Origin of the sequence: Microbulbifer rhizosphaerae (genome assembly GCF_014191725.1) — a bacterium.
Lineage (GTDB): Bacteria > Pseudomonadota > Gammaproteobacteria > Pseudomonadales > Cellvibrionaceae > Microbulbifer > Microbulbifer rhizosphaerae.
Window position 1 is genome coordinate 144,628 of sequence record NZ_JACHWZ010000013.1, and the last position, 24,163, is coordinate 168,790.

18 protein-coding genes are annotated in these 24,163 nt (G+C 55.1%); 11 read left to right on the forward strand and 7 right to left on the reverse strand.

The features are described from left to right. Positions 1-22 precede the first annotated feature (22 nt). The 4 genes from FHS09_RS14515 to FHS09_RS14530 all read left to right on the forward strand — a co-directional run bounded on the left by FHS09_RS14515 (position 23) and on the right by FHS09_RS14530 (position 5,306). Positions 23-1,168 (forward strand): acyl-CoA dehydrogenase family protein, encoded by a 1,146-nt coding sequence (locus FHS09_RS14515; RefSeq protein WP_183461137.1) that lies wholly within the window; start codon positions 23-25, stop codon positions 1,166-1,168. A gap of 207 nt (positions 1,169-1,375) precedes the next feature. Next, positions 1,376-2,569, forward strand: coding sequence for a CaiB/BaiF CoA transferase family protein (locus tag FHS09_RS14520; RefSeq protein WP_183461139.1), 1,194 nt, complete (start codon positions 1,376-1,378; stop codon positions 2,567-2,569). Between the two features lie 291 nt (positions 2,570-2,860). Beyond that, positions 2,861-4,075 carry a DUF3667 domain-containing protein gene (locus tag FHS09_RS14525; protein WP_183461141.1) on the forward strand — a complete coding sequence of 405 codons (1,215 nt, stop codon included), beginning with the start codon at positions 2,861-2,863 and terminating at the stop codon, positions 4,073-4,075. A 493-nt stretch (positions 4,076-4,568) separates the two neighbouring features. Continuing rightward, complete coding sequence (locus tag FHS09_RS14530) at positions 4,569-5,306, forward strand: spermidine synthase family protein (protein ID WP_183461143.1); 738 nt, start codon at positions 4,569-4,571, stop codon at positions 5,304-5,306. 5 nt (positions 5,307-5,311) lie between these two features. On the opposite strand, the gene FHS09_RS14535 is transcribed toward FHS09_RS14530, so the two are convergent. The 4 genes from FHS09_RS14535 to FHS09_RS14550 all read right to left on the reverse strand — a co-directional run bounded on the left by FHS09_RS14535 (position 5,312) and on the right by FHS09_RS14550 (position 7,009). After that, entirely contained in the window at positions 5,312-5,629 is a 318-nt protein-coding gene (locus tag FHS09_RS14535; protein WP_183461145.1) for a glutathione S-transferase N-terminal domain-containing protein, read from the reverse strand. 89 nt (positions 5,630-5,718) lie between these two features. After that, positions 5,719-6,069 (reverse strand): YciI family protein, encoded by a 351-nt coding sequence (locus tag FHS09_RS14540; protein WP_183461148.1) that lies wholly within the window; start codon positions 6,067-6,069, stop codon positions 5,719-5,721. A 20-nt stretch (positions 6,070-6,089) separates the two neighbouring features. Next, on the reverse strand, positions 6,090-6,533 hold the full coding sequence (locus tag FHS09_RS14545; RefSeq protein WP_183461150.1) for an SRPBCC family protein: 444 nt from the start codon (positions 6,531-6,533) through the stop codon (positions 6,090-6,092). Positions 6,534-6,625: 92 nt separating this feature from the next. Further along, positions 6,626-7,009, reverse strand: coding sequence for a YciI family protein (locus FHS09_RS14550; RefSeq protein WP_183461152.1), 384 nt, complete (start codon positions 7,007-7,009; stop codon positions 6,626-6,628). Positions 7,010-7,476: 467 nt separating this feature from the next. Between FHS09_RS14550 and FHS09_RS14555 the strand changes: the two genes are divergently transcribed. Continuing rightward, a complete protein-coding gene (locus FHS09_RS14555) occupies positions 7,477-7,719 on the forward strand; it encodes a VF530 family protein (RefSeq protein WP_183461154.1) in 243 nt (80 codons plus the stop codon). 242 nt (positions 7,720-7,961) lie between these two features. On the opposite strand, the gene FHS09_RS14560 is transcribed toward FHS09_RS14555, so the two are convergent. After that, positions 7,962-9,782, reverse strand: coding sequence for an ABC transporter transmembrane domain-containing protein (locus FHS09_RS14560; protein ID WP_183461156.1), 1,821 nt, complete (start codon positions 9,780-9,782; stop codon positions 7,962-7,964). Between the two features lie 85 nt (positions 9,783-9,867). Here FHS09_RS14560 and FHS09_RS14565 point away from each other — a divergent pair, with 85 nt between their 5' ends. After that, positions 9,868-11,073 carry an amino acid permease gene (locus FHS09_RS14565; protein WP_221192011.1) on the forward strand — a complete coding sequence of 402 codons (1,206 nt, stop codon included), beginning with the start codon at positions 9,868-9,870 and terminating at the stop codon, positions 11,071-11,073. Positions 11,074-11,230: 157 nt separating this feature from the next. On the opposite strand, the gene FHS09_RS14570 is transcribed toward FHS09_RS14565, so the two are convergent. Next, positions 11,231-11,923, reverse strand: coding sequence for a glutathione S-transferase (locus tag FHS09_RS14570; RefSeq protein WP_183461158.1), 693 nt, complete (start codon positions 11,921-11,923; stop codon positions 11,231-11,233). A gap of 293 nt (positions 11,924-12,216) precedes the next feature. Between FHS09_RS14570 and pepN (FHS09_RS14575) the strand changes: the two genes are divergently transcribed. Further along, on the forward strand, positions 12,217-14,898 hold the full coding sequence (gene pepN / locus FHS09_RS14575; RefSeq protein WP_183461160.1) for an aminopeptidase N: 2,682 nt from the start codon (positions 12,217-12,219) through the stop codon (positions 14,896-14,898). Positions 14,899-15,125: 227 nt separating this feature from the next. Here pepN (FHS09_RS14575) and FHS09_RS14580 read toward each other — a convergent pair whose 3' ends face one another. Continuing rightward, on the reverse strand, positions 15,126-16,310 hold the full coding sequence (locus tag FHS09_RS14580) for an MFS transporter (protein WP_183461162.1): 1,185 nt from the start codon (positions 16,308-16,310) through the stop codon (positions 15,126-15,128). Between the two features lie 313 nt (positions 16,311-16,623). Here FHS09_RS14580 and pepN (FHS09_RS14585) point away from each other — a divergent pair, with 313 nt between their 5' ends. From pepN (FHS09_RS14585) to FHS09_RS14600, 4 genes are all read left to right on the forward strand, one after another. After that, complete coding sequence (gene pepN / locus FHS09_RS14585) at positions 16,624-19,329, forward strand: aminopeptidase N (protein ID WP_183461164.1); 2,706 nt, start codon at positions 16,624-16,626, stop codon at positions 19,327-19,329. 1,007 nt (positions 19,330-20,336) lie between these two features. Next, positions 20,337-22,871, forward strand: coding sequence for a hypothetical protein (locus FHS09_RS14590; protein WP_183461166.1), 2,535 nt, complete (start codon positions 20,337-20,339; stop codon positions 22,869-22,871). A 92-nt stretch (positions 22,872-22,963) separates the two neighbouring features. Continuing rightward, the gene (locus FHS09_RS14595; protein WP_221192012.1) at positions 22,964-23,797 is read left to right on the forward strand and encodes a hypothetical protein; all 834 of its coding nucleotides are present in this window, start codon (positions 22,964-22,966) and stop codon (positions 23,795-23,797) included. Positions 23,798-23,914: 117 nt separating this feature from the next. Further along, on the forward strand, positions 23,915-24,088 hold the full coding sequence (locus FHS09_RS14600) for a hypothetical protein (protein ID WP_183461170.1): 174 nt from the start codon (positions 23,915-23,917) through the stop codon (positions 24,086-24,088). The last annotated feature ends 75 nt before the right edge of the window (positions 24,089-24,163 follow it).

Sequence of the window (24,163 nt, forward strand, 5' to 3'; positions counted from 1 at the left end):
AAAATAACGCAGGAGAAAAACCATGATCCCGAGAACCGTCTTCAGCGAGGAACACGAACAGTTCCGCGACACCGTGCGCAAATTCCTGGAAAAAGAAGCCGCGCCCTTCCACAGCCAGTGGGAAAAAGACGGCCAGGTGGACCGCGCGCTCTGGACCAAGGCCGGGGAAATGGGTTTTCTCTGCCCGCAGGCGCCGGAGGCCTACGGCGGCCTGGAAGTGGATTTCGGCTACAACGCCATCATCGACGAGGAAATCGCCCGCGCCGGCCTCACCGGCATCGGCTGGGGACTGCACTCGGATATCGCCGTGCCCTATATCGTCAACTACGGCAGCGAGGAACAGAAACAAAAATACCTGCCCAAGTGCATCAGCGGGGAAATCGTCACCGCCATTGCCATGACCGAGCCCGGCGCCGGCTCCGATCTCCAGGGCGTGCGCACCACCGCAATCAAAAAGGACGATCACTACCTCCTCAACGGCTCCAAGACCTTTATCACCAATGGCCAGCACGCCGACCTGGTAATCGTGGTGGCCAAGACCAATCCCGAAGCTGGTGCCGCCGGCACCAGCCTGCTGCTGGTGGAAGCGGACAGCCCGGGATTCAAAAAGGGCACCAACCTGGAAAAAATCGGCATGAAAGCCCAGGACACCTCGGAGCTGTTCTTCGACGACGTCAAAGTGCCGGCGGACAACCTGCTCGGCGCCGAGGGCCAGGGTTTTATCTACCTGATGCAGGAACTGCCCCAGGAGCGGCTGAGCGTGGCTCTCGGCGCAATCGCCAACGCCGAGGCCGCGCTGGGCTGGACCCTAAACTATGTGCGCGAGCGCAAAGCCTTCGGCCGCGCCATCGCCGGCTTCCAGAACACCCAGTTCAAACTGGCGGAACTGGATGCGGAACTCACCGCCATGCGCGTATTCACCGACCGCTGCCTGGAACTACACTACGAAAGGAAACTCGACGTGGCCACCGCGGCCAAGGCCAAGCTGCTGACCACCGATTTCCAGTGCAAACTGCTCGACGAATGCGTGCAACTGCACGGCGGCTTCGGCTACATGTGGGAATACCCCATCGCCCGCTCCTGGGCGGACGCACGGGTGCAGCGCATCTACGCCGGCACCAACGAGATTATGAAATTGATTATTTCCCGGGAACTTCTGAAGGAATAAAACAGGGGACTCGGGATGTAGGATGGGCAAAGGAGCGCAGCGACGTGCCCATCACCACGCGCCTGATGGGCACGCTGCGCTTTGCCCATCCTACAGTCCCCATGTAGGAGCCTGCTTGCAGGCGAAAAAGCTACGAAGCCCTGACCCGTTCGCCTGCAAGCAGGCTCCTACAGCGAAATCGCGAACCCTACCTATCGGCAAACAGTCATGTCCAACAACAAAGCCCCACTCAACGGCCTCAAAATCCTCGACTTCACCACCCTCCTCCCCGGCCCCTACGCCACCATGCTGCTGGCGGACATGGGCGCCGACGTACTGCGCATCGAATCCCCCACACGGCCGGACATGCTGCGCGGCCTGCCGCCGATGGTGGGCGCTGACAAGAGCATCTCCGCCGCCCACGCCACCATCAACCGCAACAAAAAATCCCTGGCCCTGGATTTAAAAAACCCCAAGGCGGTGGAAATCGTGCGGCGACTACTGGTGGAATACGACGTGGTGCTGGAACAGTTCCGCCCCGGGGTAATGGACAACCTCGGCCTCGGCTATGAAAACCTGCGCGAAACCCGCGAAGACCTGATCTACTGCTCCATCACCGGTTACGGTCAAACAGGGCCCCTCAACGACCGCGCCGGGCACGATATCAACTACCTGGCCCTGTCCGGCCTGGCCAGCTATTCCGGGCGCCTGGAGAGCGGCCCCAGCCTCGCCGGCACCCAGGTCGCGGATATCGCCGGTGGTTCTCACCACGCGGTAATGTCGATTCTCGCCGCCGTTTACAAGCGCAGCCAAAGCGGCGAGGGCAGCCGTATCGATATCGCCATGACCGATTGCGCCTTCGCCATGAACGCCATATCCGGCGCCTGCGCCCTGGCCGGCGGCGGCAACCCGGAAATCGAGAGCGAACTGCTCAACGGCGGCAGCTACTACGACTACTACCGCACCGCCGACAACCGCTATCTCTCCGTGGGCAGTCTGGAACCGCAATTTGCCGAGCGCTTCTTTACCGCTCTCGGCAAACCCCAGTGGCTCTCCAGGATTGTGCAGGAGGACCAGCAGGAATCCCTCAAGGGGGACATCGCCGAACTCATTGCCCAGCAACCACTGGACCAATGGATGCGACTGTTCGCGCACATCGACGCCTGCGTGGAACCGGTACTGGATTTTCTCGAGGCGGCGCAGAGCCAGCAGATGCAGCAGCGGCGAATGATTTGCGAGGCGACGGACAGTGATGGCGAAGCGATCGCCCAAATCAATACCCCCTTCCTGTTCGACGGCGAAAAACCGCAACGGCACAGCGCCGGGGCACCGCTCGGCACCCACTCGCGGGAAGTGCTGGGTGCGTTGGGCTACAGCGGGGAGGATATCGAGCAGCTGCGCGCCGATGGCGTTATTGCCTGAGGTTCCAGATCGAGACTGCCTCTGAACTCTGCTTCTTCCGAGATAGGTAAGGTGCGCTTCGAGTTCAGCGTAAGTCGCGACTGATGGACATAGCGCACACTATCGCGCGTTATGCGCTGTAGTTGCAACAGCAGTATGCCTGGCTCCGGATTCCGCTTATTATCCTATGCACCGGAATTTCGATGATAAGAAACCGGCAGTAACCACTCCCGCGCACGGTCAGGAAAAGCGCGTTTCTGGCGAGGGAGTGTCGCTTCCTGATCGCGCCGCGCTGCAGAGTCCCGCAAAACCATGAGTGAGAATGAAACCCTGACGGCACAAGAACCTGTCTCTACCGAGAGGCAGGAAGAGTATCCCGTGCAAACCGGCAGCAGCGATGCAGGTGACTCGCCGAACGTCGCCGCCTGCCGCAACTGTGGCGAGCCGTTGCTCGGCTCGCACTGCTATGCCTGCGGCCAGCCGACGAAGAGCCTGGTGCGGCAGTTCCCGGAAATGATCGGCGACTTCTTCAATTCCGTATTCGGGCTGGATTCCCGCATAACGCGCACTATAGTGCCGCTGCTGCTGAGGCCTGGATTCCTCACCAATGAGTACTTTGCCGGGCGCCAGGTGCGCTATGTGAGCCCGGTGCGGCTGTTTGTATTCCTGTGCCTGACAGCCTTCTTCGTCGCGCAGCTGAGCAGCGACTGGCGCTCCGACGATTCCGTTAATCGCCCCGCCGGCAACGCGCTCATTGGCGGTGTCGACCTGCCCTCGGTGGAGCACAACATCAGCGAGGCCACCAGCGTTGCCGAAGTCGTACGCTTGCGCGATCTGGCGCTGAAAGAGATCGACGGCATCGCCAAAGAGGACGCCGACATGCCCGGCGTCCGGGGCCTGCTGAACGGTGTGGAACAGATAGTGCGCAGGCATGCGCAGCAGCGTATCGCCGCACTCGATCCGGCCTCAGCCGCGGGCGACGATCCCCAGCAGCAAGTGGCCATCGATCCGCCCCGGATCGATGGCGCACCCACAGCCGTAAACACCTGGCTTGTGCGCCAGAGCACCCGCTTGGCGAGCAATATCGAACGTATCGAGCGCGATCCAAACCTGCTCAAGGATGCGCTGTTCGGTGCCATTCCCTCCACGCTGTTCATTGCGCTGCCGTTTTTCGCATTGATGCTGAGCCTGCTGTACCTGTTCAAGCGCCGCCTGTATATGGAGCACCTGATCGTTGCCCTGCACAGCCATGCGTTTCTATCCCTTGCCCTGCTGTTGATCGTGATCCTGTTTGACCTGCGCGCCTGGCTTACCGAACCGCATACCCTCCCCCAGGCACTGTTCAACCTGGCACTGCTCGCGCTGGCGATGTGGATGCCGCTCTATCTACTGCTGATGCAAAAACGTGTTTACCAGCAAGGTTGGCTGGCCACCTCGCTGAAGTTCACGGCGCTTGGCGTCGGCTACCTGATCCTGATTGGCGCCGCCGCAACCTTCACGGCACTGGCGAGCGTGGTCAGCCTCTAGCCCGGATATTGCACCACGCCGCTCAGTTTTTTGTATAACGCTATGATTTTCAGTAAATTTCCCGAGATATTCCCGGGTGACATTTTGCTGCCCACCACTGCTGGCCGCGCCTTCGCTTGATCTCTGCACGCTCATCACGGCCCGTGGCGCAATATCCGGGCTAGGCGGCAAATCGCGGATTTTGGATATTGCGCACTATATCGCGCGCTACGACTCTGATCCCTGGCATCCTGAAACTGCAGCTCCGCCAGGCGCTGATACAATGGCGATTCCCTATAAGCTCCGAGTGATTTCCCTGCGCGATCAGCTGCTCCTGATCCAATACGGCAATGTTATCGGCATGAGGAATCGTCGCCAGCCGATGGGCGATAGTGGTGGTGGCGCGCCCTTTTACACTAGCTGTCTAGTATCAAATGACGCTGAAACTGTACTCCGACCGTAATCATTTCTTGTATCATCGCACCTCCGCGCATCATGTTAGGATGAATCAACCGTGTCCAGATTATTTGAAGAAATTGATAGCCAAGCCTCACCTTTGGGTGAAATCTCCCTGCGCCGACGGCGTATTCCCGCGCTTGGAGACAGAGATATCTACGAAGTAAAGCTGGGCGATGAATTCCTGATGTCGAGCATGTTTGTGGAGGCGGAAGAGGCCCTGTCCACGCTTGGCCTGGCTCAGGTTCAGGGCGACAGGCTCGATGTGGTCGTCGGAGGCTTGGGTCTGGGTTATACCGCCGTGGCGGCGCTGAAGGATGAGCGGATTGCCGAGCTGCTTGTGGTCGAGGCCCTGGACACGGTCATTGGCTGGCACAGGGATGAACTGGTTCCACTTGGGAAAACCCTCAACACAGATCGGCGCAACCGCTATGTGCACGGCAGCTTCTTCGATCTGGCCACGGCCCCGGATACGGGTTTTGACCCGGAAAGCCCAGGAAAAAAATTTGATGCCATTCTCCTGGATATCGACCATTCCCCGACCGAATTCCTCAATGCAGACAACGCTAGCTTTTACACCACCGAAAACCTGGCGCTTATGGCAGAGCAGCTTAAACCCAAAGGCGTATTTTCCATGTGGTCGCAAAACCTGCCGGAGGAAGGCTTTGAGTCTTTATTGAAAACGGTTTTTGAGACTGTCGAGTCTCATGTGATTTCTTTTTACAACCCGTTTCAAAGTGGCGAATCTACGAACTCCGTTTATGTTTGCGCAAAGGGGCGGACCCGCCCCCAATAATTCGCCTAGCTATCCATCGCCGCAAACGCCTCGGCGATCGTCATTGGTGCCGTGGGACGGGCGTACATGGATTTCAGGTATTCCCTTAACTTGGGTGCGCCATCGAGCAACTGTGCTTCGATCGCAGCCGATTCAGTCAGCACAAGATCTCCGTCGACCAGTACCGGGACCTTGGCGGCGGGGTTGAGCGCAAGAAAGTCTTCTCGCCGGCACTCACCTTTCAAGATATCCACAGGGAGTAATTCGTACTCCAGGCCCAGTTCATTGAGCAGCCAGATTACGCGCAGTGCGCGGGTCGGCGGCGTTCCATATAGCTTGATCATTTCCAGCTCCAAGATTTCTTCAGCAGTGGGACAGCCGATTGACACGGCCTTCTCTGGCAGTCGTCAACCGGCCTCGGAAGTCGCCATATTCAAGACGTGGGGATTGGCAGGCACTCCATCACTTCCACGCTGTCACCGGGGAAGATGGTGAAGTGCGGGTGTTCTTCAAAGAGCTTTGCCGCCTCTTCGTGGGTTTCCGCCTTTACGATGACATATCCCGACATGTTGTTGCGGGTGTCGGCAATTCCGTTGGGGTCAATACGCTTGGTCTTGCCCAGCGGGCCGCCAGACGCCACGAGAATGTCTTTGTGCTTTTCCATCCAGGCACCCCAGGCGGCCATGCCCTTCTGCATGCGCTGCTGGCGTTCGTCCTCGGACAGGTCTTCCCATCCTTTCATTGAATCCGGGGTGCCGAGATAAATGGCGAGAAAGCTTTTCATCGTTTCTCCTTTCGGTTCTGTCACTGATTGATTTCCGGTTCTACCAGGCGGGCCAACGCCGATAGCGATTCCTGCCAGCCGAGGTAACACATTTCAACAGGAATCATGTCGGGAATGCCTTCCTGAACGATGGTTAGTTCGGTACCACAGGACACGGTCTTGAGAGTGACCGTGACATTCATGGTGCCGGGCAGGTTCGGGTCGTCGAAGGTGTCGGTGTAGCGGATCAATTCGTTCTCCACCAGTTCCTGGTATTCACCGCCGAACGCATGGCTGTGCCCGTTGGTGAAGTTGGTGAACGAGGCCTTGAAGGTGCCGCCCACCTTGGCATCCAGGTGCGCGAACTCAGCGTAGAAGCCGTCTGGTGGCAGCCATTTGGCCATCGCCTGCGGATTCAGAAAGGCGCGATAGATGCGCTCGGCGGGTGCGCGCAGGACGCGATGAAGACGTACGGTTCCGCTCATGGTGTTTCTCCTGGTGAGTACTGGTGCTAGGTGTTGTTACTGCACGCAGTAGCTGGATATTGGTACTGCGTATTGAAAGACATCGATTCCCCTCAGCCGGCGTTGCCGCCGGCCTGGTTGCCTTTTTCCATCAGCTCCCGTGCCGGGCGGACTTCCACCGAGCCGTATCGGGCCGGCGGGATCTTGCCGGCCAGGGCGATGGCCTCGTTGAGGTCTTTGGCTTCAAGCATGTAAAAGCCGGCGAGCTGTTCCTTGGTTTCGGCAAAGGGGCCATCGGTGGCGGTAATGCGGTTGTCGCGTACCCGCACCGTGGACGCCGTGCTGGTGGGCAGCAGTGGGCTGCCGGTGATGTAGTGGCCGCTTTCGCTCAGGCGGGCGACACACTCTATGCATTCTTGATTGAGCGAGTCCCATTCCTCCTGGGACTTACGCTCCATGATCTTTTCGTCGTAATAGACTAGCGCCAGGTACTTCATAATGTACTCCTCCTGTTTCGATAACGACTGCGTTCGGGCGGTTTGGGGTTACCTCTCCAGGGTCCATATGGTGCCCGGGCGCGCCGGCGGCCGCTGTGACGCAATGCGTATTGTTTCGTTGAATTCATGCGGTTCGATAGTTAGTCGAACAGAGGCGGCGGAGTTCGACAGGGGGACGAAGCTTTTTCAAAAAAAATTGCCGAGCGCCGGCATCCAGTTCGGCCAGGCGGCGTGCCGGAAAGCGCCGTTCCGGTGCCTGTCTAGCCAGTGCCAGGGCGCGCTACGCGCTGTAAACTGGACAGTCCCGCAGCAAGGGGGCCTGCATCCCGCACAGTGGCAAATCTGGCCTAAAGTTGCTATAGAAAGGTACTGTAGAAAGTCACTATAGATCATGGGTAGGCGAGCCCGTACAATCCTGGCCCATCATTGGTTATGTCGGCGAGTAGCCGCCCAGCTAGGCAGACAAGATGCCCGATTCCCAGCCCAATAACCCGCTCCACGGTATTACCCTGGCTACCATTGTCGAAGAGCTGGAGGCCCACTATGGTTGGGACGGCCTGGCGGAGCGGATCGATATCAACTGCTTCAAGAGCGATCCATCACTGAAGTCCAGCCTCAAATTTTTGCGCAAGACGCCCTGGGCGCGCAGTAAAGTGGAGGCGCTATACATAGCGACTTTCAGCAAGCAAAACCCCTGGGGCGGCCACTGACCTGCTTTGAGTTGCATGCGCCCAGCGGCTACACGCTTGCTTGGAGTCAGGGACGAATGGCATTAGGTTAAGCCTGTTCTGCCTTGGAGGATGGGCAAAGGAGCGTAGCGACATGCCCATCTTCCGCGGCACTGATGGGCACGCTGCGCTTTGCCCATCCTACGAAAATCACTGTGTCCGGCTTAACTTAGTGCCACTCGAATCAGAGGCCATCTTTATCGGCGCCACCCGCCTCGCAATCCTTAAGCACCGGCTTCCTGGAACTGCAGTTCCGCCAGGCGTTTGTAGAGGGGTGAGACTTCTATAAGCTCCTGGTGGCTACCCTTTGCCACCAGCTGCCCCTGATCCAGCACCGCAATATTGTCCGCGTGCAGAATCGTCGCCAGCCGGTGGGCGATGATGATGGTGGTGCGGTTCCGCATCAGCGCCTGCAGAGCCTGCTGCACGTGATACTCGCTCTCGGCATCCAGCGCACTGGTGGCCTCGTCCAGCAGCAATATCCTCGGATCTTTCAGAATCGCACGGGCAATGGCCAGGCGCTGTTTCTGCCCGCCGGACAGGCGCGTGCCCTGCTCCCCCAGGTGGCTGTTGTAGCCATCGGGCAATTGCTGGATAAACTCATGGGCATGGGCTGCCTTGGCCGCCGCGATCACCTCCTCATCGCTCGCGTCGGGTTTGCCGTAGCGGATGTTGTAGCAGACATCCGCGGTGAACAGTGCCGGCTGTTGCGGCACCACCGCGATTTGCCTGCGCAGAGACGCTGTGTCCATCTTGCGAATGTCGACGCCATCCAGTGTGATGCGCCCGCCCAGCGGGTCGTAAAACCGTTGCAGCAGTTCCAGTAGCGTGGATTTGCCCGCGCCCGAGGGGCCGACCAGCGCCAGACTCCTGCCGCCTTCAACATTCAGGCTTAACCCGAGTACGGCGGGCTGATCGGGCCGGGAGGGATAACTGAAATCGACGGCCTCGAAGGCTACTTGGGCGCAGGATAGGGCACTGGCTGCGCTTGCAGCACCCGTGCTTACCGGGATCTCCGACTCCACCTGCAACAAGTCCATGAGCCGCTCGGTGGCACCGGTCGCGCGCTGCAACTCGCCATAGACTTCGGAAATGGTCGCTACGGCGGAACCCATCATGACGGCGTAAAAGACGAATGCCGCCAGGTCGCCGCTACTCATGCGCCCGGCGATCATGTCGTTGCCGCCCACCCACAGCAAACCGCTTACGGCCCCAAACATCAGCAGTATCACCACCGCTATCAATAGTGCCCGCTGACGTACACGGCGTTTGGCGATTTTAAATGCGGTTTCCACTTCCTCGGCAAATGCGTGCTTTTCGTAGCTTTCACGGGTGTAGCTTTGCACGGTTTTTATGTGCTGGATAATCTCACCGGCGTAACTGCCCACATCGGCAATGGAGTCCTGGCTGGCCTTGGATAATTTTCTTACCCTGCGGCCATAGAGCACGATCGGCAGCAGTACCAAGGGCACGCCCACCAATACGATCAGGCTCAGTTTGAGGTCGGTGAACAGCAACAGGACCAATGCACCCACAAACATCAGCGCACTGCGCAGTGCCATCGAGAAAGATGTACCGATGATATGTTGCAGTAACGTGGTGTCGGTGGTCAGGCGGGACATGATCTCGCCACTGCGGTTGGTCTCAAAATAACTCGGGTGCAGGGTAACGATATGATCAAACACCGCCTTGCGCAGATCAGCCACCACCCGCTCGCCCAGCCATGACACCAGGTAGAAGCGCACGTAGGTTCCCATCGCCATCAGGCCTGCCAGGGCGAGAAGGACCAGTACGGCTTGGGCCAGCGCCTGGCTGGAATCTCCTGTCAGCCCCTCATCAACAAGTAACCTGACACCCTGGCCGATGGACAATGTGATACCGGCCGTAAACACCAGTGCCACAACCGCCCCCACCAATACCTTCTTGTAGGGCCGCACAAACTGCCAGAGTGCGGCTATCATCTGGCGCGCACTCTGGCTCGAGGTGGTACTGGCAGGCAGATCCGCCACTGGTGAGGTGGCGGCGGGTTCAGCGGTATTCGACATAGGTTTCCAAAAAAGATCACGGTTTACGGCAATAATCTATCAAAATTCGACACGTCCCAGTTATTCTATCCATTGGGAGACTCGCGTGCCCGATCCTACTCCGCTTAAGCGATCGCTTTCCCTGTCCGTGACCAGCCTCTACGGCATCGGCACGATTATTGGCGCCGGCATTTACGTGCTGGTCGGCAAGGTGGGGGCAGCCGCGGGGCTGTTTCTGCCCTATGCGTTTTTACTCGCGGGCGTCATTGCCGCATTTACCGCCTTTTCCTATGCGGAGCTGTCTTCGAGATTCCCCCACAGTGCCGGGTCTGCCGCCTATATCCACGAGGCCTGGCATCGGCGCTGGCTGGTGCAGCTTGTCGCCGTCCTGGTTGCGACCACCGGCATCGTATCGGCGGCTACGATGGCAAATGGTTTCGTCGGCTATCTCGGGCTCTTTATCCAGATCCCGGACTATCTCGTCATCACCATTCTGGTTTCGCTGCTTACCCTGATCGCACTCTGGGGGATCAACGAGTCTGCTGTTACGGTTACCCTGGTCACATTGATAGAAGTCGGCGGCTTGCTGTTTGTCATCTATGTCAGCCGCGGCGCCACCGCGGTCCATGAGTGGCCGCAGATTTTCGATGCACCCAAATGGGACGCCTGGCCGGGCCTGCTGGTTGGCAGCTTTCTGGCGTTCTATGCGTATATCGGCTTCGAGGATATGGTCAATCTTGCCGAGGAGGTAAAGAACCCGAGCAAGACCCTGCCGCGGGCAATATTGATCGCGATTTCCGTAACCACATTATTCTATATGGCCGTTGCAGCCCTCGCGGTACGCACCACCTCTCTGGAGGCGCTCGCACAGAGCGAAGCGCCGCTGGCAAGCATTGTTACCAATGCCGGCCACTCGCCCGCATTTATCGGCATTGTCAGTATGTTTGCAGTGGTGAACGGTGCGCTGGTGCAGATTATCATGGCATCCAGGCTGTTGTACGGTGTTGCAAAGAAAGGAATGGCTCCATGGTTTTTTACCGGGGTCAGTGCCAAAACCCAGACCCCGGTAGTTTCCACACTGTTGGCGGGAGCGATTATTCTGCTTTTCGCGCTGTGGCTGCCGCTCGTCCTTCTGGCACAGATCACCGCGTTCATTATGCTGGTGATTTTCTCTCTGATTAACGTCTCCCTGATAGCCATCAAGATGCGTGGCGCAAAGATGGGTTGGGGCGCGATCAGCTTTTCGATATGGGTTCCGGCGATTGGATTTTTATTGTGCTTTGCGCTGATTGTTTTTCAAATTTTTGCTTAGAAGCTACTCCCGACCGCAATGACTGCCCCCCTCCCAGTAGGAGCGGCCGTTGGCCGCGATCGACCTTGCTTCGTAGCACCGCAGATCGCGGCCAACGACCGCTCCTACAAGGATGCTCGGAAATTATTTCATGGATTCCCGGCACCCCGATTTAAGTTTACTTCTCAATCACCTTCCGCAAAGATTGTTCAATCTGTCCGCCGCAATAGCCCCTCCCATTTTCCTGTCTTTGCCTGTCAAGAAAACGTCTGATGGATGGACGGGACTCTACTCTCTCGCAGAGTTTTGCAATATGCGGAGCATTTTCCTGCAGGTCGTCCTTCAGTTCCGGGAAGGAATAAACCATGGTGCCAAACAGCGCGGTGGTGGCGATGTCGGCCACTGAGATAGTGGACCCGAGCAGAAATCCCTTGGCACTTTTGAAACCGTGCTCCAGCCCGGTCTTTTCAAAAATCTTCATCCAGTCGGGTAACCGGGAGTAGCGGAATTCATCCCAAGTGTTTTTATTCCACATCACCGACCCATTGTAATTGGTGATTTCGATCAGGACGTCGTTGCAATCCAGAATCGTTTTCAGGGCCAGTGTGTGGGTTTCAGCTCTCTTGGGCAGATAGTCATACTCCCTTCCCAGGTGCATCAGGATGGCAGGCATCTGAGCAAAGTATGTTTTGCTCTTGCACTCGTAAAGATACGGCGACGCCATTCCGGGATTCTTGATTTTCAGGCTCCGTTCCGGATAGATATCCGTGGCATCATGCTTTTCGTATTTGGCTTCAACCTCCTCCAGAAAGAGCTGGATAAAGTTCCCTCGAAACGGTAAATCCCAATAGTAGAGCTTGTAGTCCAACATGGTCTGCCTCGGGAATGCTTGTGTGAGAAGGTGAAGGCTGGAAAGCGCTCCGCAAGCTTAGCAGTAATCACCAACAGTCGGCGCATTTTTAACTAAAAATGGCGCAATTATCAGTCATATAACCCGCACAGTAGTGCATAACCAAAGCATCCACTGGCCCGCGATAACCTGCACGCTGGGTACGACAAAATGCCCCGCCATGTCTCCACGATCGTGATATAAGAACCGATTATTTTTCCAGCAATTCGTCCCGGCAGATCCGGGCTTATCTTATATAGAACCACGGGGTAAACATGACCAAAACCGGAAAATTCGCCGCGGCGCTGCTGTGCTCGGCGGTGCTGGCCGCCTGCGGCCAGACCCAAAGCGGTATCGACCAGGGAGTCGGCGCGCAAACCGCAACGGCGCAGGCTACGCAAAGGAAAGCGGGCCCGGGACTCAGCGAAGCCTACGCAAAGCAGCGCAAACAGCAGATCGCCGCGGTGGATTACCGCCTGTCGGTACAGATCGACAAGAACGGCGAGAGCTTCGGTGGCCGGGTGGTCGCGGAAACCGAATTGGTGGAACCGGTCAAAGCACCGCTGACCATCGATTTCGCCGGCGGCAGCGTCAAGGCGGTGACCGTGGATGGCAAGTCGGTACCCTTCGAGTACAACGATCACTTCATCACCATCGCCCCGGAGCATTTGCACGGGGGCAAAAATGCCATCGCGGTGGACTACCGCCATCCCTATTCCACCGACGGCTCCGGCCTGCACCGCTTCGAAGATCCGGAAGACGGCCGGGTGTATATGTACACCGACTTCGAGCCCTACGACGCCAACCGGCTGTTCCCCCATTTCGATCAGCCCAACCTGAAGGCCCACTACACCCTGGACGTAAAGGCGCCGAAAGACTGGCTGGTGATTTCCTCGGTGCGCGAGGAAAAAATCGAGCAACTGGAAAATGGCTTCAACCACTGGTATTTCCCGCAGTCGAAGAAATTCTCCTCCTATATCTTCTCCCTGCACGCCGGCCCCTTTCATACCTGGGAGGACGACGCCGACGGTATCCCGCTGCGCCTGATGGCCCGCCAGAGCCTGGCGGAATACGTCAAACCCCAGGACTGGTTCACCTTCACCAAACAGTCCTTCGCCTTTTTCCAGGATTACTTCGAAGTGGATTATCCCTTCGTTAAATACGACCAGGTGATCGTGCCGGACTTCAACGCCGGCGCCATGGAAAACGTGGGCGCGGTGACTTTCAGTGAGCGGTTCGTTTCCCGCGGCGAAAAAACCCGGGCCCAGCGCTCGCGCCTGGCGAATGTGATCGCCCATGAAATGGCGCATATGTGGTTCGGCGACCTGGTGACCATGGACTGGTGGAACGGCCTGTGGCTGAACGAAAGCTTCGCCACCTATATGGCCAACCTGGCCCTGGCCGAGGCCAGCGAGTTCGACGACGCCTGGGAAAACTTCTACCTGGGCACCAAGCAGTGGGCCTACCACTCGGACCAGCTGGTAACCACCCACGCCATCGAACTGCCGGTGAACAATACCGCCGAGGCCTTTGCCAATTTCGACGGCATCACCTACGGCAAGGGTGGCTCGGTGCTCAAGCAATTGCCCTACTATCTGGGCAAGGAGGAATTCCGCAAAGGGGTGAGCAACTACCTGAAGGAACTCTCGTATAAAAACGCCGAACTGGACGACTTTATCGGCCACCTGGGTAAGGCCGCCGGCAAGGACTTGGGCCGGTGGCAGCAGCAGTGGCTCTACCAGCCGGGCCTGAACACCCTGACCGCGGACTTCCAGTGCAGCGACGGCAAGGTCACGAGCCTGAGCCTGAAACAGTCCGCACCGATGGAATATCCCACCCTGCGCGAACAGCGCACCCAGTTGGGCTTCTACCAAATGCAGGACGGCGCCATGGTGCGCACCGCCACCCTGCCGGTGCTCTATCGCGGCGAGGTCACCGAGGTGACGGGGGCCAAAGATATGGAATGCCCGCAGATCCTCTACCCGAACGAGGGCGACTGGGCTTTCGTGAAAGTGAATCTGGACCCGGTATCCGTGGAGCAGGCATCGCAGCATATCAACGATATCGACAGCGCCTTCACCCGCCTGATGCTGTGGCAGAGCCTCTACGACAGCGTCTACGACGCCAAGCTGCCGCTGGACCAGTATGTGCAGTTCGCGCTCGACAACGCCGGCCCCGAGACCGACATCAACGTGGTGCGCCTGGTCTCCGGCCACCTGACCACGGCCTACGCCTACCTGAACCAGGTCGCCATCGACGACGCCAAGCGCACTGAACTGCAACTCGCGATCGAGAGTTTCATCTGGCAACAGCTGCAACAGGCGAAGGCCGGCAGCGACGCGCAGAAAACCTGGTTCAGCGCCTTCACCGAAGCCGCGCACAGCGACGGGGCTCTGGCCAATGCCGGGAAGCTGCTGAATGGCGAGCTGGCCATCGAAGGCCTGACCCTGGACCCGGACATGCGCTGGAGCCTGGTGGTGCTGCAGAACCAACACCTGTACGGCGACTACCAGAAGGCCATAGAGCGCGAGCTGGAAAAGGACAGCTCCGACCGCGCGCGCAACTTCGCGATTTCCGCCGAAGCCGTGCGCCCGCAGCCGGAAGCCAAGGCCAAGTGGCTGGACAACGTCATCGACCACCGCGATGACTTCAAACTGAGCCAGCTCAAGGCCGCCGCCTACACCATGTTCCCCAGTGAGCAGTCCGAGTTGTTCCAGGCCAACCTGGAGCGCATCGTCGGCGCCATAGACGCCGCCAATGCCACCAATAGCCCGGAATATATCGGTACCTTCAAGGCCCTCTTCCCGCTGAGTTGCAGCGAGAAGGGCATAGAGCAGGTGAGCAAGATATTGGACGAGAAGAAAGACCTGAACCCGCTGCTGGAGAAGGGTATGAAGAACCGCCGTTTTGAAAACCAGCGCTGCGTGGCCATGAGCGAATTGCTGACGGGGAACTGATCCGCGCCTCAATAACCCGGCAGCATGGATTGCCGGGTTAATAAAAGGGCCCTAATCAAGTTTCGGCGTTACCCGCTGTGGGAGCCTGCCCTGCAGGCGAAAAAGGGTGCTAAACGGCAACGCCGTTATTCGCCAAGCCGATTTTTGCTCCTGCAAAATCTGCATTTCCGCCATCCATGGCGGTCACAAGCTGGCTCCCACAGGTTGCAGCCCCTTGACTCCTAGCATCAGGCGACACCGGCCTCCACTTCCGGTTGAGAACGCGGATTCGCGTACCACACCAGCAGCATGGCCACACCGATGGCCGGCAGCATCCACAAATTGAGCGCCTCCCAGCCCAGCCACGACTGCAGCTGTCCCGCCAGCAGGCTGCCGAAGGCGGCGCAGCCGAACACCAGAAAATCGTTGATGCCCTGCACCTTGGCCTTCTCCGCCGGGTGGTAACTGAGCGTGAGCAGCGAGGTGGCGCCGATAAAGGTGAAATTCCAGCCCACCCCCAGCGTCACCAGGGAAAGCCAGTAGTACCAGTAAGCGGAACCCCACTGCGCCACCAGGCAGCAGAGCGCCAGCAGCACACAACCGCACTGGATGATGCGAGTCTCACCGAAGCGGCCAATCAGGCGCCCGGTAAAAAACGATGGCAGGAACATGCCCAGCACATGCCACTGGATCACGCTGGCGGTATCACCGAAAGAGTGGTGGTGCCCGTGCATGGCAATGGGCGTGGCCGTCATCACCAGCACCATCACCCCGTAGCCAATGGAGCCCGCCACTATGGCGGTAAACAGCACCGGCTGGCGCAACAGCGCCCGGTAGGAACGCGCAGGCCCCTGTTGCTCCGCGCTACCCGGCTTCGGCAGGGGCAGGCAGGAGATTAGCACCAGCGTGAACAGGTACAGGCCAATCAGCACGGCGAAAGCCCCGAGAAATTCCCGCTCGGGGGCAAACTGCCCGGACCATACCGCCAGGTACGGCCCCAGCACGGCCGCCACCACGCCACCCGCCATAACCAGACTGATGGCCCGCGGCCGCGCCGCCGGCACACAGGCTTCAATGGCGGCAAATCGGTATTGCTGGCTGACGCCGATGGAAACCCCGAGCAGAAAAGTGCCCACGCAAAATAACGGGAAATGTTCCGCCGCCAATGCCAGATAGGCCAGCACCGCGCCGCCCACCCCGATCACATTCCCCAGCAGGAAGCCCACCTTGCGCCCCAGCCAGCGCATCAGATGCGCCGCCGGCAGCGTGGCCGCCATCACGCCGAGAAACTGCAGGGCAACCGGCAGGGTGGCGTAAGTGGAAGAGGGGGCCAGTTGCTGGCCAATCAGCGCGGTTACCGATACCAGCAGGATATTGCCGGTGACCAACAGAGCGGTGCCGAGGGCCAGGCCCCAGACGGTGATGGGCAACATAATGAAGATCCTTGCACTGCACATAGGGAGGAGCGTTACTATAACGCAACTGCTCACTCCCTGTGGGAGCCTGCCCTGCAGGCGAAAAGACGGTGCTACATGGCAACGCCATTATTCGCCAGCAGGGCTGGCTCCCACAGGGTGCGGTCCCATGACTCAATAGCACTAAGGCTGGTTCCGCGAAGTCCGAAACTTGAGTTACGTTCGTATCTACGAAATGCCAGAAGAGAAATCGGCAGGCGAGGCAATCGCAACCCTACCAACTCGACGCCATAAGAATGCCGGAGCGCCCATGCGTACCATTAGAAGAATCATGAAAAGAATCCTATTGCCTTTACTCAGCCTCGCCCTGTTGGCGGGCTGTGGTGAGGAAACCCGGGACACCGCAAAGGCTTCCGCCACCTCCCCCGCGGCCGCACCGGAAACCACACCAAAAATAGAGCGCCCCGACGCCCCCAGCCTCACCGCCAAATACGCGGCGCTGCGCAAGCAGCAGATCGCCAATGTGGACTACGGCATCTCGGTCAAGCTGGACAGCGAATCCAAATCCTTCTCCGGCCGCGTCATCGCCGAAACCGAAATCGCCCGGCCGCTGCAGCGGCCACTCACCGTGGACTTCAGCGGTGGCGAGGTGCAGTCGGTCAGCGTGGGCGGCAGGGAAATCCCGTTCGAGTACAACGGCTATTTCATCAGCATCGCCCCGGAGCAGCTGCAGCAGGGCCAGAACAGCATCGCCATCGAATACACCCACCCATACTCCACCGACGGCTCCGGCCTTCACCGCTTCGAAGACCCGGAGGATGGCAGCGTCTACCTCTACACTCACTTCGAACCCTACAAGGCCAACCGCTTCTTCCCCCATTTCGACCAGCCCGACCTGAAGGCCCGCTACACCCTGGACGTGGAGGCGCCGGGGGACTGGACCCTGGTCTCCGCCACGCGGGAAAACAAGGTGCAGCAATTGGAGAACGGCCACAAACACTGGCGCTTCCCCACCACCAGCAAGTTCTCCTCCTATATCTTTCCCCTGCACGCCGGCCCCTACGTAATCTGGGAAGACGATGCCGACGGCATCCCCCTGCGGCTGATGGCCCGCAAAACCCTGGCGGAAAACGTCAACCCCCAGGACTGGTTCACCTTTACCAAACAGTCCTTCGCCTTCTTCCAGGACTACTTCGGCATCGACTATCCCTTCGTCAAATACGACCAGGTGATCGTGCCGGACTTCACCATCGGCGCCATGGAAAACGTCGCCGCGGTCACCTTCAACGAGGCCTACGTCTCCCGCGGCGAAAAGACCCAGGCCGAACGCCTGCGCCTGGCCAATGTGATCGCCCACGAGATGTCCCATATGTGGTTCGGCGACCTGGTCACCATGCAGTGGTGGAACGGCCTCTGGCTCAAGGAGAGCTTCGCCACCTATATGGCCAGCCTCGCGCTGGCGGAGAACAGCGAATTCGACGATGTGTGGGAAAACTTCTACCTGGGCACCAAGCAATGGGCCTACGGCGCCGACCAACTGGTTACCACCCACCCCATCGAAGTTTCCGTACCGGACACCGACCAGGCCTTCTCCAACTTCGACGGCATCACCTACGGCAAGGGCGGCTCGGCGCTCAAACAACTGCCCTATTACCTGGGCAAAGACACCTTCCGCGAAGGCGTGCACAACTACCTGAAAAAATACGGCTACCGCAATGCCGAACTGCGGGACTTTATGGGCCACCTCGGCAAGGCCGCCAACAAAGACCTGCACCAGTGGACCCAGGACTGGCTCTACCAGGCCGGGGTCAACACAATCTCCTCCAGCTACCAGTGCACCGACGACAAGATCACCCAGCTGACCATTGCGCAAACGGCACCGGACCTAATAACCAAACAGCGCCCGGTACTCCGCGAACAGAAAATCCAGCTGGGCATCTACCGCCTGCAGGACGACATCATGACCCGCGTGGCAGCAGTACCGGTCACCTACAGCGGCGCCACCACGGAAGTGAAAGCAGCCCAGGGCCTGCCCTGCCCGCAGATACTCAACCTCAACGACGAAGACTGGGCCTATGTAAAAACCAGCCTGGACGACAAATCCGTCGCCCAGGTATCCCGGCATATCAACGCCATCGAAAGCTCCTTCACCCGCCTGATGCTGTGGCAAAGCCTGTTCGACAGCGTCACCGACGCCAGGATGCCGCTGACCGAATGGATCGACTTCGCCCTGAACAACGCCAGCGCCGAGAGCAATATCAACGTCATCCGCCTGATCAGCAACCACTTGGAAAAGGCAACCGCCTACCTGTACCGCATCGATATGCCCCAAGAGCTGCGTACGGAACAACTGCAGTCGATCGAAAACTTCACCTGGACCCAACTCAACACCTCCCCCGCCGGCAGCGACGCGCAGAAAACCTGGTTCGCAACCTTCACCGAAATCGCCCACACCGATGAAGTGCTGGATAACGCCACACAGCTGTTGACCGGCGAACTGGAAATCGACGGCCTGCCCATCGACCAGGACAAGCGCTGGCAACTGATCGTGCTGCTGAACCGCCACCTGCAAGGCGACTACGAAAAGCTGGTTGCGGAAGAATTGAAAAAGGATAACACCGACCGCGCCCAGAACTACGCCATCAGCGCCCGTGCTATCAGACCCAGCATCCAAATAAAGAATGAATGGCTGGACAATATCCTGAACAAGCGCGACCAGTACAAACTCAGCCAGATCAAAGCCGCCGCTGGCGCACTCTTCCCTGCGGAGCAACTGAATCTTTACCGCGATACCAGCATACGGCTGCTCGGCGCCGTGCCGCAGGTGAGCGGCACCGCGGATACGCTGTACAACAAAGCCTATGCGATGCTGTTTCCGGTTGCGTGCAGTCAGTCCGGGATAGATCAGTACAGCCAGATACTGGAGCAGAATCCGGAGCTAATGCCGGCACTGGGGCGGGTCCTTAAAAACCGCAAGCAGCAGAGTGAGTGGTGTATGGCGATGGCGGGGCAGCCCGGCGAAGCCAAAGCCGATTAACCCACGCCTCGTCACCCCGGACTTGATCCGGGGACCAGCTCTGATAGCGGGATAGAGAACGATACCGAAATGGCAAAGTAGCGGGTGCTCACCCCAGACACCAACCTACTGGTGCCGATCGAAAATCAAGGCTGATCAGATAAACAAGTGGCTGTCGAACCGAACCTCTGCCAGCCGCCGGGGAATCCCGCCTCAGTGCGGGGCTTGTTTTTGTGTTGGCGCAAAATTCTACCAAGATCAGCAGCGCTTGCTTCTATCTACCTGAAAGATTACGCAAGTGTTTGATTTATATGGGGATGCCGATATGATCAATAGCCGTAGTCGTAGGGGAGATATAGCGCAACTGCTATCTATTTCTGGACTGGCAGACCTGAATGGATTTTAAGCAATTGATTTTTAACAAAAATTTTATAGATAGCACCATAGTACTTAACTGGATAGTGAGTACATAGATATAAAGCAGCTGTTATGCCCGGTAAAATATGGAAGAGAAAATTTCCAAAATTGCAACACGAATAGTAGGTGGGTCGTATTTGGCGGCGGGCTTATTGATAGTGCTCCTATTTGGTATTGCATCAATAGCTTCCAGAGATTTTGATGTGGTCAAAAGCCCTTTCATGATAAAGGCATTTGTCATTTCAACGCTTTACATTCTATCCGTTGTACTGTTGGTTACTTTGCCTGGAAAGGATGTAATTAGGCGCTCAATCTCTTGGGGATTTTCAATATGCTTTCACGCGGGCTTTCTTGTATATTTAGCAGTATTCAATGATTTTGGGTCCGTCGCTTTTCTCTTGGGTCTGGTTGAATCACTAATTCTATCCTTGAGCATAGTTGGTCTTGGAGTGCTAGTTTACAACCAAGGGCGGAGGCGGGCATAACCAAGCCAAGCTGACGGACAGCCTACGCAAAGCGCTTCGCGCAAAAGCCGCTCCGGCTGTCGCAGTTGGCAACGTTATGCGTGATAGAGCAGGTACCCCTTGCTCACATAAAATGAGTGTACGACCTTGAAGAATGCAATTTTAATGTTTTTTTCTCAATATCGTTTCTTTTGGCGGCTTCAAATGCTCAGCCAGAAGTTTATATTCTGGATTGGAGCACAAAAATTTCGTTCTCGATACTTTGTAGGAGATAAAAAAGATAGTTTAATTGGATTGCGCAATTTATTTCAGATAACGCAGGTGCAATTAGTGCTGGCGTTAATTTTCGCCATATTTCTCCAAGTGTTAAATCCAGTGGTTATAGGGTTTTACAAATTTACGTTTTTCAAAATACCGAATGATAGTGATTATGTGACTTTCCTGGTAACCATCAGTGGAATTGGTGGCGTGTTTATCGGTTTGTATTATGCTGCAATCAGCACGATTGCTGGTTCCATTTATGCAAAAGTTCCAAATAATATTCGTGACCTTCTCGCGCAAGAGCGAGTTGGGAATGTATATATGCACTTCTTGTCCTTTGTGACTTATCTAGGTATATCATTAGTATCTTTCCGTGTTCTAGGTTTCGAGCGAATCCAGCTTGCAATACCTGTAATGTTGCTAGCGGCAGGAGTTGGGATAATCGCTTTCGTTAAATTAGGCCAACGAGTATTCTATTTATTTGATCCCACCGCACTTAGTCAACATTTGTTTGGCCAGTTAAGTCGATTCATAAAAATGGTAATGGCTGGAAGTCATCGATGGAATGACGCTGCTTTTCAACGGCATGCAAATAAATTGGCCTCATCCAGCCTGGATACGCTGGAAACTTTAGCGGATATAACAAAAAACGAAGTCCATCTACATGGCGCTCCTTTCATTGCCCTTAGTGAAAATCTAATCAAATTTCTCTTGTTTTATGAAAAGTCGAAAAATCAGATACCATCAAATAGTCAATGGTATGAACAAAAATATATCCATAGAGATTGGTATCGTACTGATGATTCAAGGGTATCCATAGCCCATCAAACTGGCACAACCCTGCAACCAGATATAACGAACGATAAAGAATGGGTTGAGGCTAGAGTTTTAGGGATTATTAAGCAATGTTTGGAAATCAATTTAAAAGGGGAGCGATATAACGAAGTATTAGAATTAGCAAGTTATATTGATGCTTATTTAAAGTTATTGGCTAGAAGCGGTAAAACTAGTCGAGCTTTTGAAATTATTGGGGAACTTGGGGAATCTGTTTTGCATATAATCTCCCCTGTATCAGAAAACGAAATAGTGTCCAATGAGGTTCTTGAAAAGCTCGCAATAATAGAGCGATTCGCATCAATGCCAATAACAATCGCATTAGCGTGTAGAGAGCATATCGAGGCATTAGATTCAAGAGTGGTAGAAAAGTCGCTATCAAAGATGATATGGAGAAATGATACGGATATCTACAAGCATAATTTTCCTTCCTACTGTTTACCAAGGCTCGAGTGGTTTAAGACAAGATTAGACTTTGAAGTTTCAACAGAAGGTAGAAAAATAACGCCAATCTGGTATCAGAAAGAACTTTTACTACAAATTGAAACAGATATCTTTGTTGAGAACACCAGGACACTGATAAACCAAGGCACAAGTCTATATAAATTGTGGATTTCTAAAACCACAGGCGCAAAACATCCGTGGTTAGTCGGTGCTGTGATGAGTAGAGAATGGGAATTCTGGCACAAAGTAGAGGACCAAATGGAAATATGGCCATACAAATGGTCGAACTTAAGCGATGAAAAGAAGATAGAAGGATTGCCTTGGTCTGATTTTGAACCCGAAAAACTAGAAAAGGATAGCAAGGAAAGACAATCAGAGTTGTTAAGGTTGATGTCAGCCCAGAATTTAATGCTAGCGTTTTTAACGAGGCCTGAAGGTTTTCCAGATTATGCTGGCCAGTTTTTGCATACTTCTGGCGAAGTCTCGTTTGAAGCGCTGCTAAATAATGACAAAGATTTATTAAACAATGTATTCACGATGTATTTGTATGGATGCATTATGCGCTTCGATAGTTTGCGTCCGAAGTCAGCGTCAATGGATTGGCGAGCACAGCAGGAATTCAAAATCGCCGCAGCACCGTTACTAGATTTAATGGAGCTTTCTGGTTATGCGAAAATAATGTCGGATTATCACAACGATGACCAAATATGGCAAATAGTAGTTGATTCTTGGAATAAATACTTTGCGGAAAGAGGAGAAGAGTCACCTTTGCCATTATTGGCTGGTTCTATCGCTTTTACAAAAGGGGCTTTCGAATTACCTCATAGAGGCGTATTGCGTACAAATTGGAAAATGCGTATCAGCCATAGATTGGCGGATGTTTCTCGCAACGAAGTCTTGTCAACGCATTTCATTGGATATCAGACAGAAATAGACCATGAAAGCGCTTTGATTCGGGTTTTTGCACGAGAGCCACATGGTAGTTTTCACGATGGTATAGATATATTTATTACTTTCTACCTACGAACAAAACAAGGAGCGGATCAGCTAGATTTCGGACAGAAACGCCGGGATTTGCAAGATTCTTTGGATAGAGAAGAAAGGAAGACAGCAAAAGCAGAAGACGAGGAAGATTTAGAGTGAGAGGGCATCGGGCACAGCTAAATATTAAACCTTCTTTGGCTACACGCTTTCCGAGCCTATCAAAAGGGTCGGATATTGATCCTGATGTCCATATGTTCACTGAAGATATTCATTTGGCAATTATGCCAATAGGTGCAAGAACATATAAGCAAAAAGAGTTCTCTGTTGAATTTCAGGGCGAAGCATCAGATTGTGAAATGGCAAAAGAAATAGTTGGCGAACTAGCTGAATTTGATAGATATGATACTGCTGGCATGGTGTGCGATGCTGTAGACAATATTGCCAGATACCTAGCCTGGGAAGGCCAAGCGGCCTTTGAAATTATAAAATACGAAGAGCGGATATATATTAATGGATTTACATCCAAGAATCTCTTTAAGTTATTTAATTGGTACCTGCAAATAATTCCACCGGGAGACAGGGATTTGTGGAAGCGGAAATTTTCGCTTATTGGCAAGGAAAAAGTATGGAAAGTAGAAATCCCACATGAGCTTGGAGGTGTGCGGGGCTATAAAAATATCTTAGAAAAATTGCGAAAGTACAATCACCTGGGCCCCAGTTTCTATAGACGAGATCTAGAGCGTGGAATAGCGGCAAAAGGTTTTGATTTCTTCAAATATGTAAGAAGTAGTGAAATATATTTCAACAGTGTTACTAGAGCTTGGGGATGGAACAGAAGAGATTGGAGTCAGGATAAATGTACTGAATTCTACTCATTTCATCGGATGCTCAATTTCAAGTATGCACAGGCACTTTTGCGCGAGCATATAATTGAAGAAATTAATCGGCTTTTAGGCAGGTTAGAAATTAAATGCAAATTGATAGTAACCGGCCTTCCGACTTCAAGTGATATTTTACAAATAAGAAATGATATGCAAAAAGGTGAACTTTCATTTACTGCAGTATCAGATAAAGTAGCAATGTAGTTTTGGCTAAATTATGCATAATCCAGCTTGCATAACAAGACGCTGTTGTCAGACTGATTTTCCGCTGCGCAACAGCCGCAAAGCGCGGTGTCAACTCGCAAAATAACGGAGGAATCAATGTATAGTTGGAGAAATGATCACATTCCCACAGAAGAAAAATACAGAATTTTTCGAGAAGTTACCTACGAATCTGTGATGGAAGAATTTCCCGAAATCGAGGCAAAGCAAATATCCTTTAAGGATACTTTTACTGCTGATTCATGGAAAATACTTAACCCTGTAGTTGCATAAAAAAAGCACGTTATCCTGCAAAAATACCGAGATTTGCAGTCTCAAACGTGTCTTTCAGATAAGGTCCTGGATCTC

Coding starts and splice junctions, on each gene's coding strand:
- FHS09_RS14595 (WP_221192012.1), top strand. CDS start 22,964: ATGTTCACTGAAGATATTCATTTGGCAATTATGCCAATAGGTGCAAGA.
- pepN (WP_183461164.1), top strand. CDS start 16,624: ATGAAAAGAATCCTATTGCCTTTACTCAGCCTCGCCCTGTTGGCGGGC.
- FHS09_RS14570 (WP_183461158.1), bottom strand. CDS start 11,923: ATGTTGGACTACAAGCTCTACTATTGGGATTTACCGTTTCGAGGGAAC.
- FHS09_RS14515 (WP_183461137.1), top strand. CDS start 23: ATGATCCCGAGAACCGTCTTCAGCGAGGAACACGAACAGTTCCGCGAC.
- FHS09_RS14525 (WP_183461141.1), top strand. CDS start 2,861: ATGAGTGAGAATGAAACCCTGACGGCACAAGAACCTGTCTCTACCGAG.
- FHS09_RS14535 (WP_183461145.1), bottom strand. CDS start 5,629: ATGATCAAGCTATATGGAACGCCGCCGACCCGCGCACTGCGCGTAATC.
- FHS09_RS14560 (WP_183461156.1), bottom strand. CDS start 9,782: ATGTCGAATACCGCTGAACCCGCCGCCACCTCACCAGTGGCGGATCTG.
- FHS09_RS14520 (WP_183461139.1), top strand. CDS start 1,376: ATGTCCAACAACAAAGCCCCACTCAACGGCCTCAAAATCCTCGACTTC.
- FHS09_RS14540 (WP_183461148.1), bottom strand. CDS start 6,069: ATGAAAAGCTTTCTCGCCATTTATCTCGGCACCCCGGATTCAATGAAA.
- FHS09_RS14580 (WP_183461162.1), bottom strand. CDS start 16,310: ATGTTGCCCATCACCGTCTGGGGCCTGGCCCTCGGCACCGCTCTGTTG.
- pepN (WP_183461160.1), top strand. CDS start 12,217: ATGACCAAAACCGGAAAATTCGCCGCGGCGCTGCTGTGCTCGGCGGTG.
- FHS09_RS14550 (WP_183461152.1), bottom strand. CDS start 7,009: ATGAAGTACCTGGCGCTAGTCTATTACGACGAAAAGATCATGGAGCGT.
- FHS09_RS14555 (WP_183461154.1), top strand. CDS start 7,477: ATGCCCGATTCCCAGCCCAATAACCCGCTCCACGGTATTACCCTGGCT.
- FHS09_RS14600 (WP_183461170.1), top strand. CDS start 23,915: ATGTATAGTTGGAGAAATGATCACATTCCCACAGAAGAAAAATACAGA.
- FHS09_RS14545 (WP_183461150.1), bottom strand. CDS start 6,533: ATGAGCGGAACCGTACGTCTTCATCGCGTCCTGCGCGCACCCGCCGAG.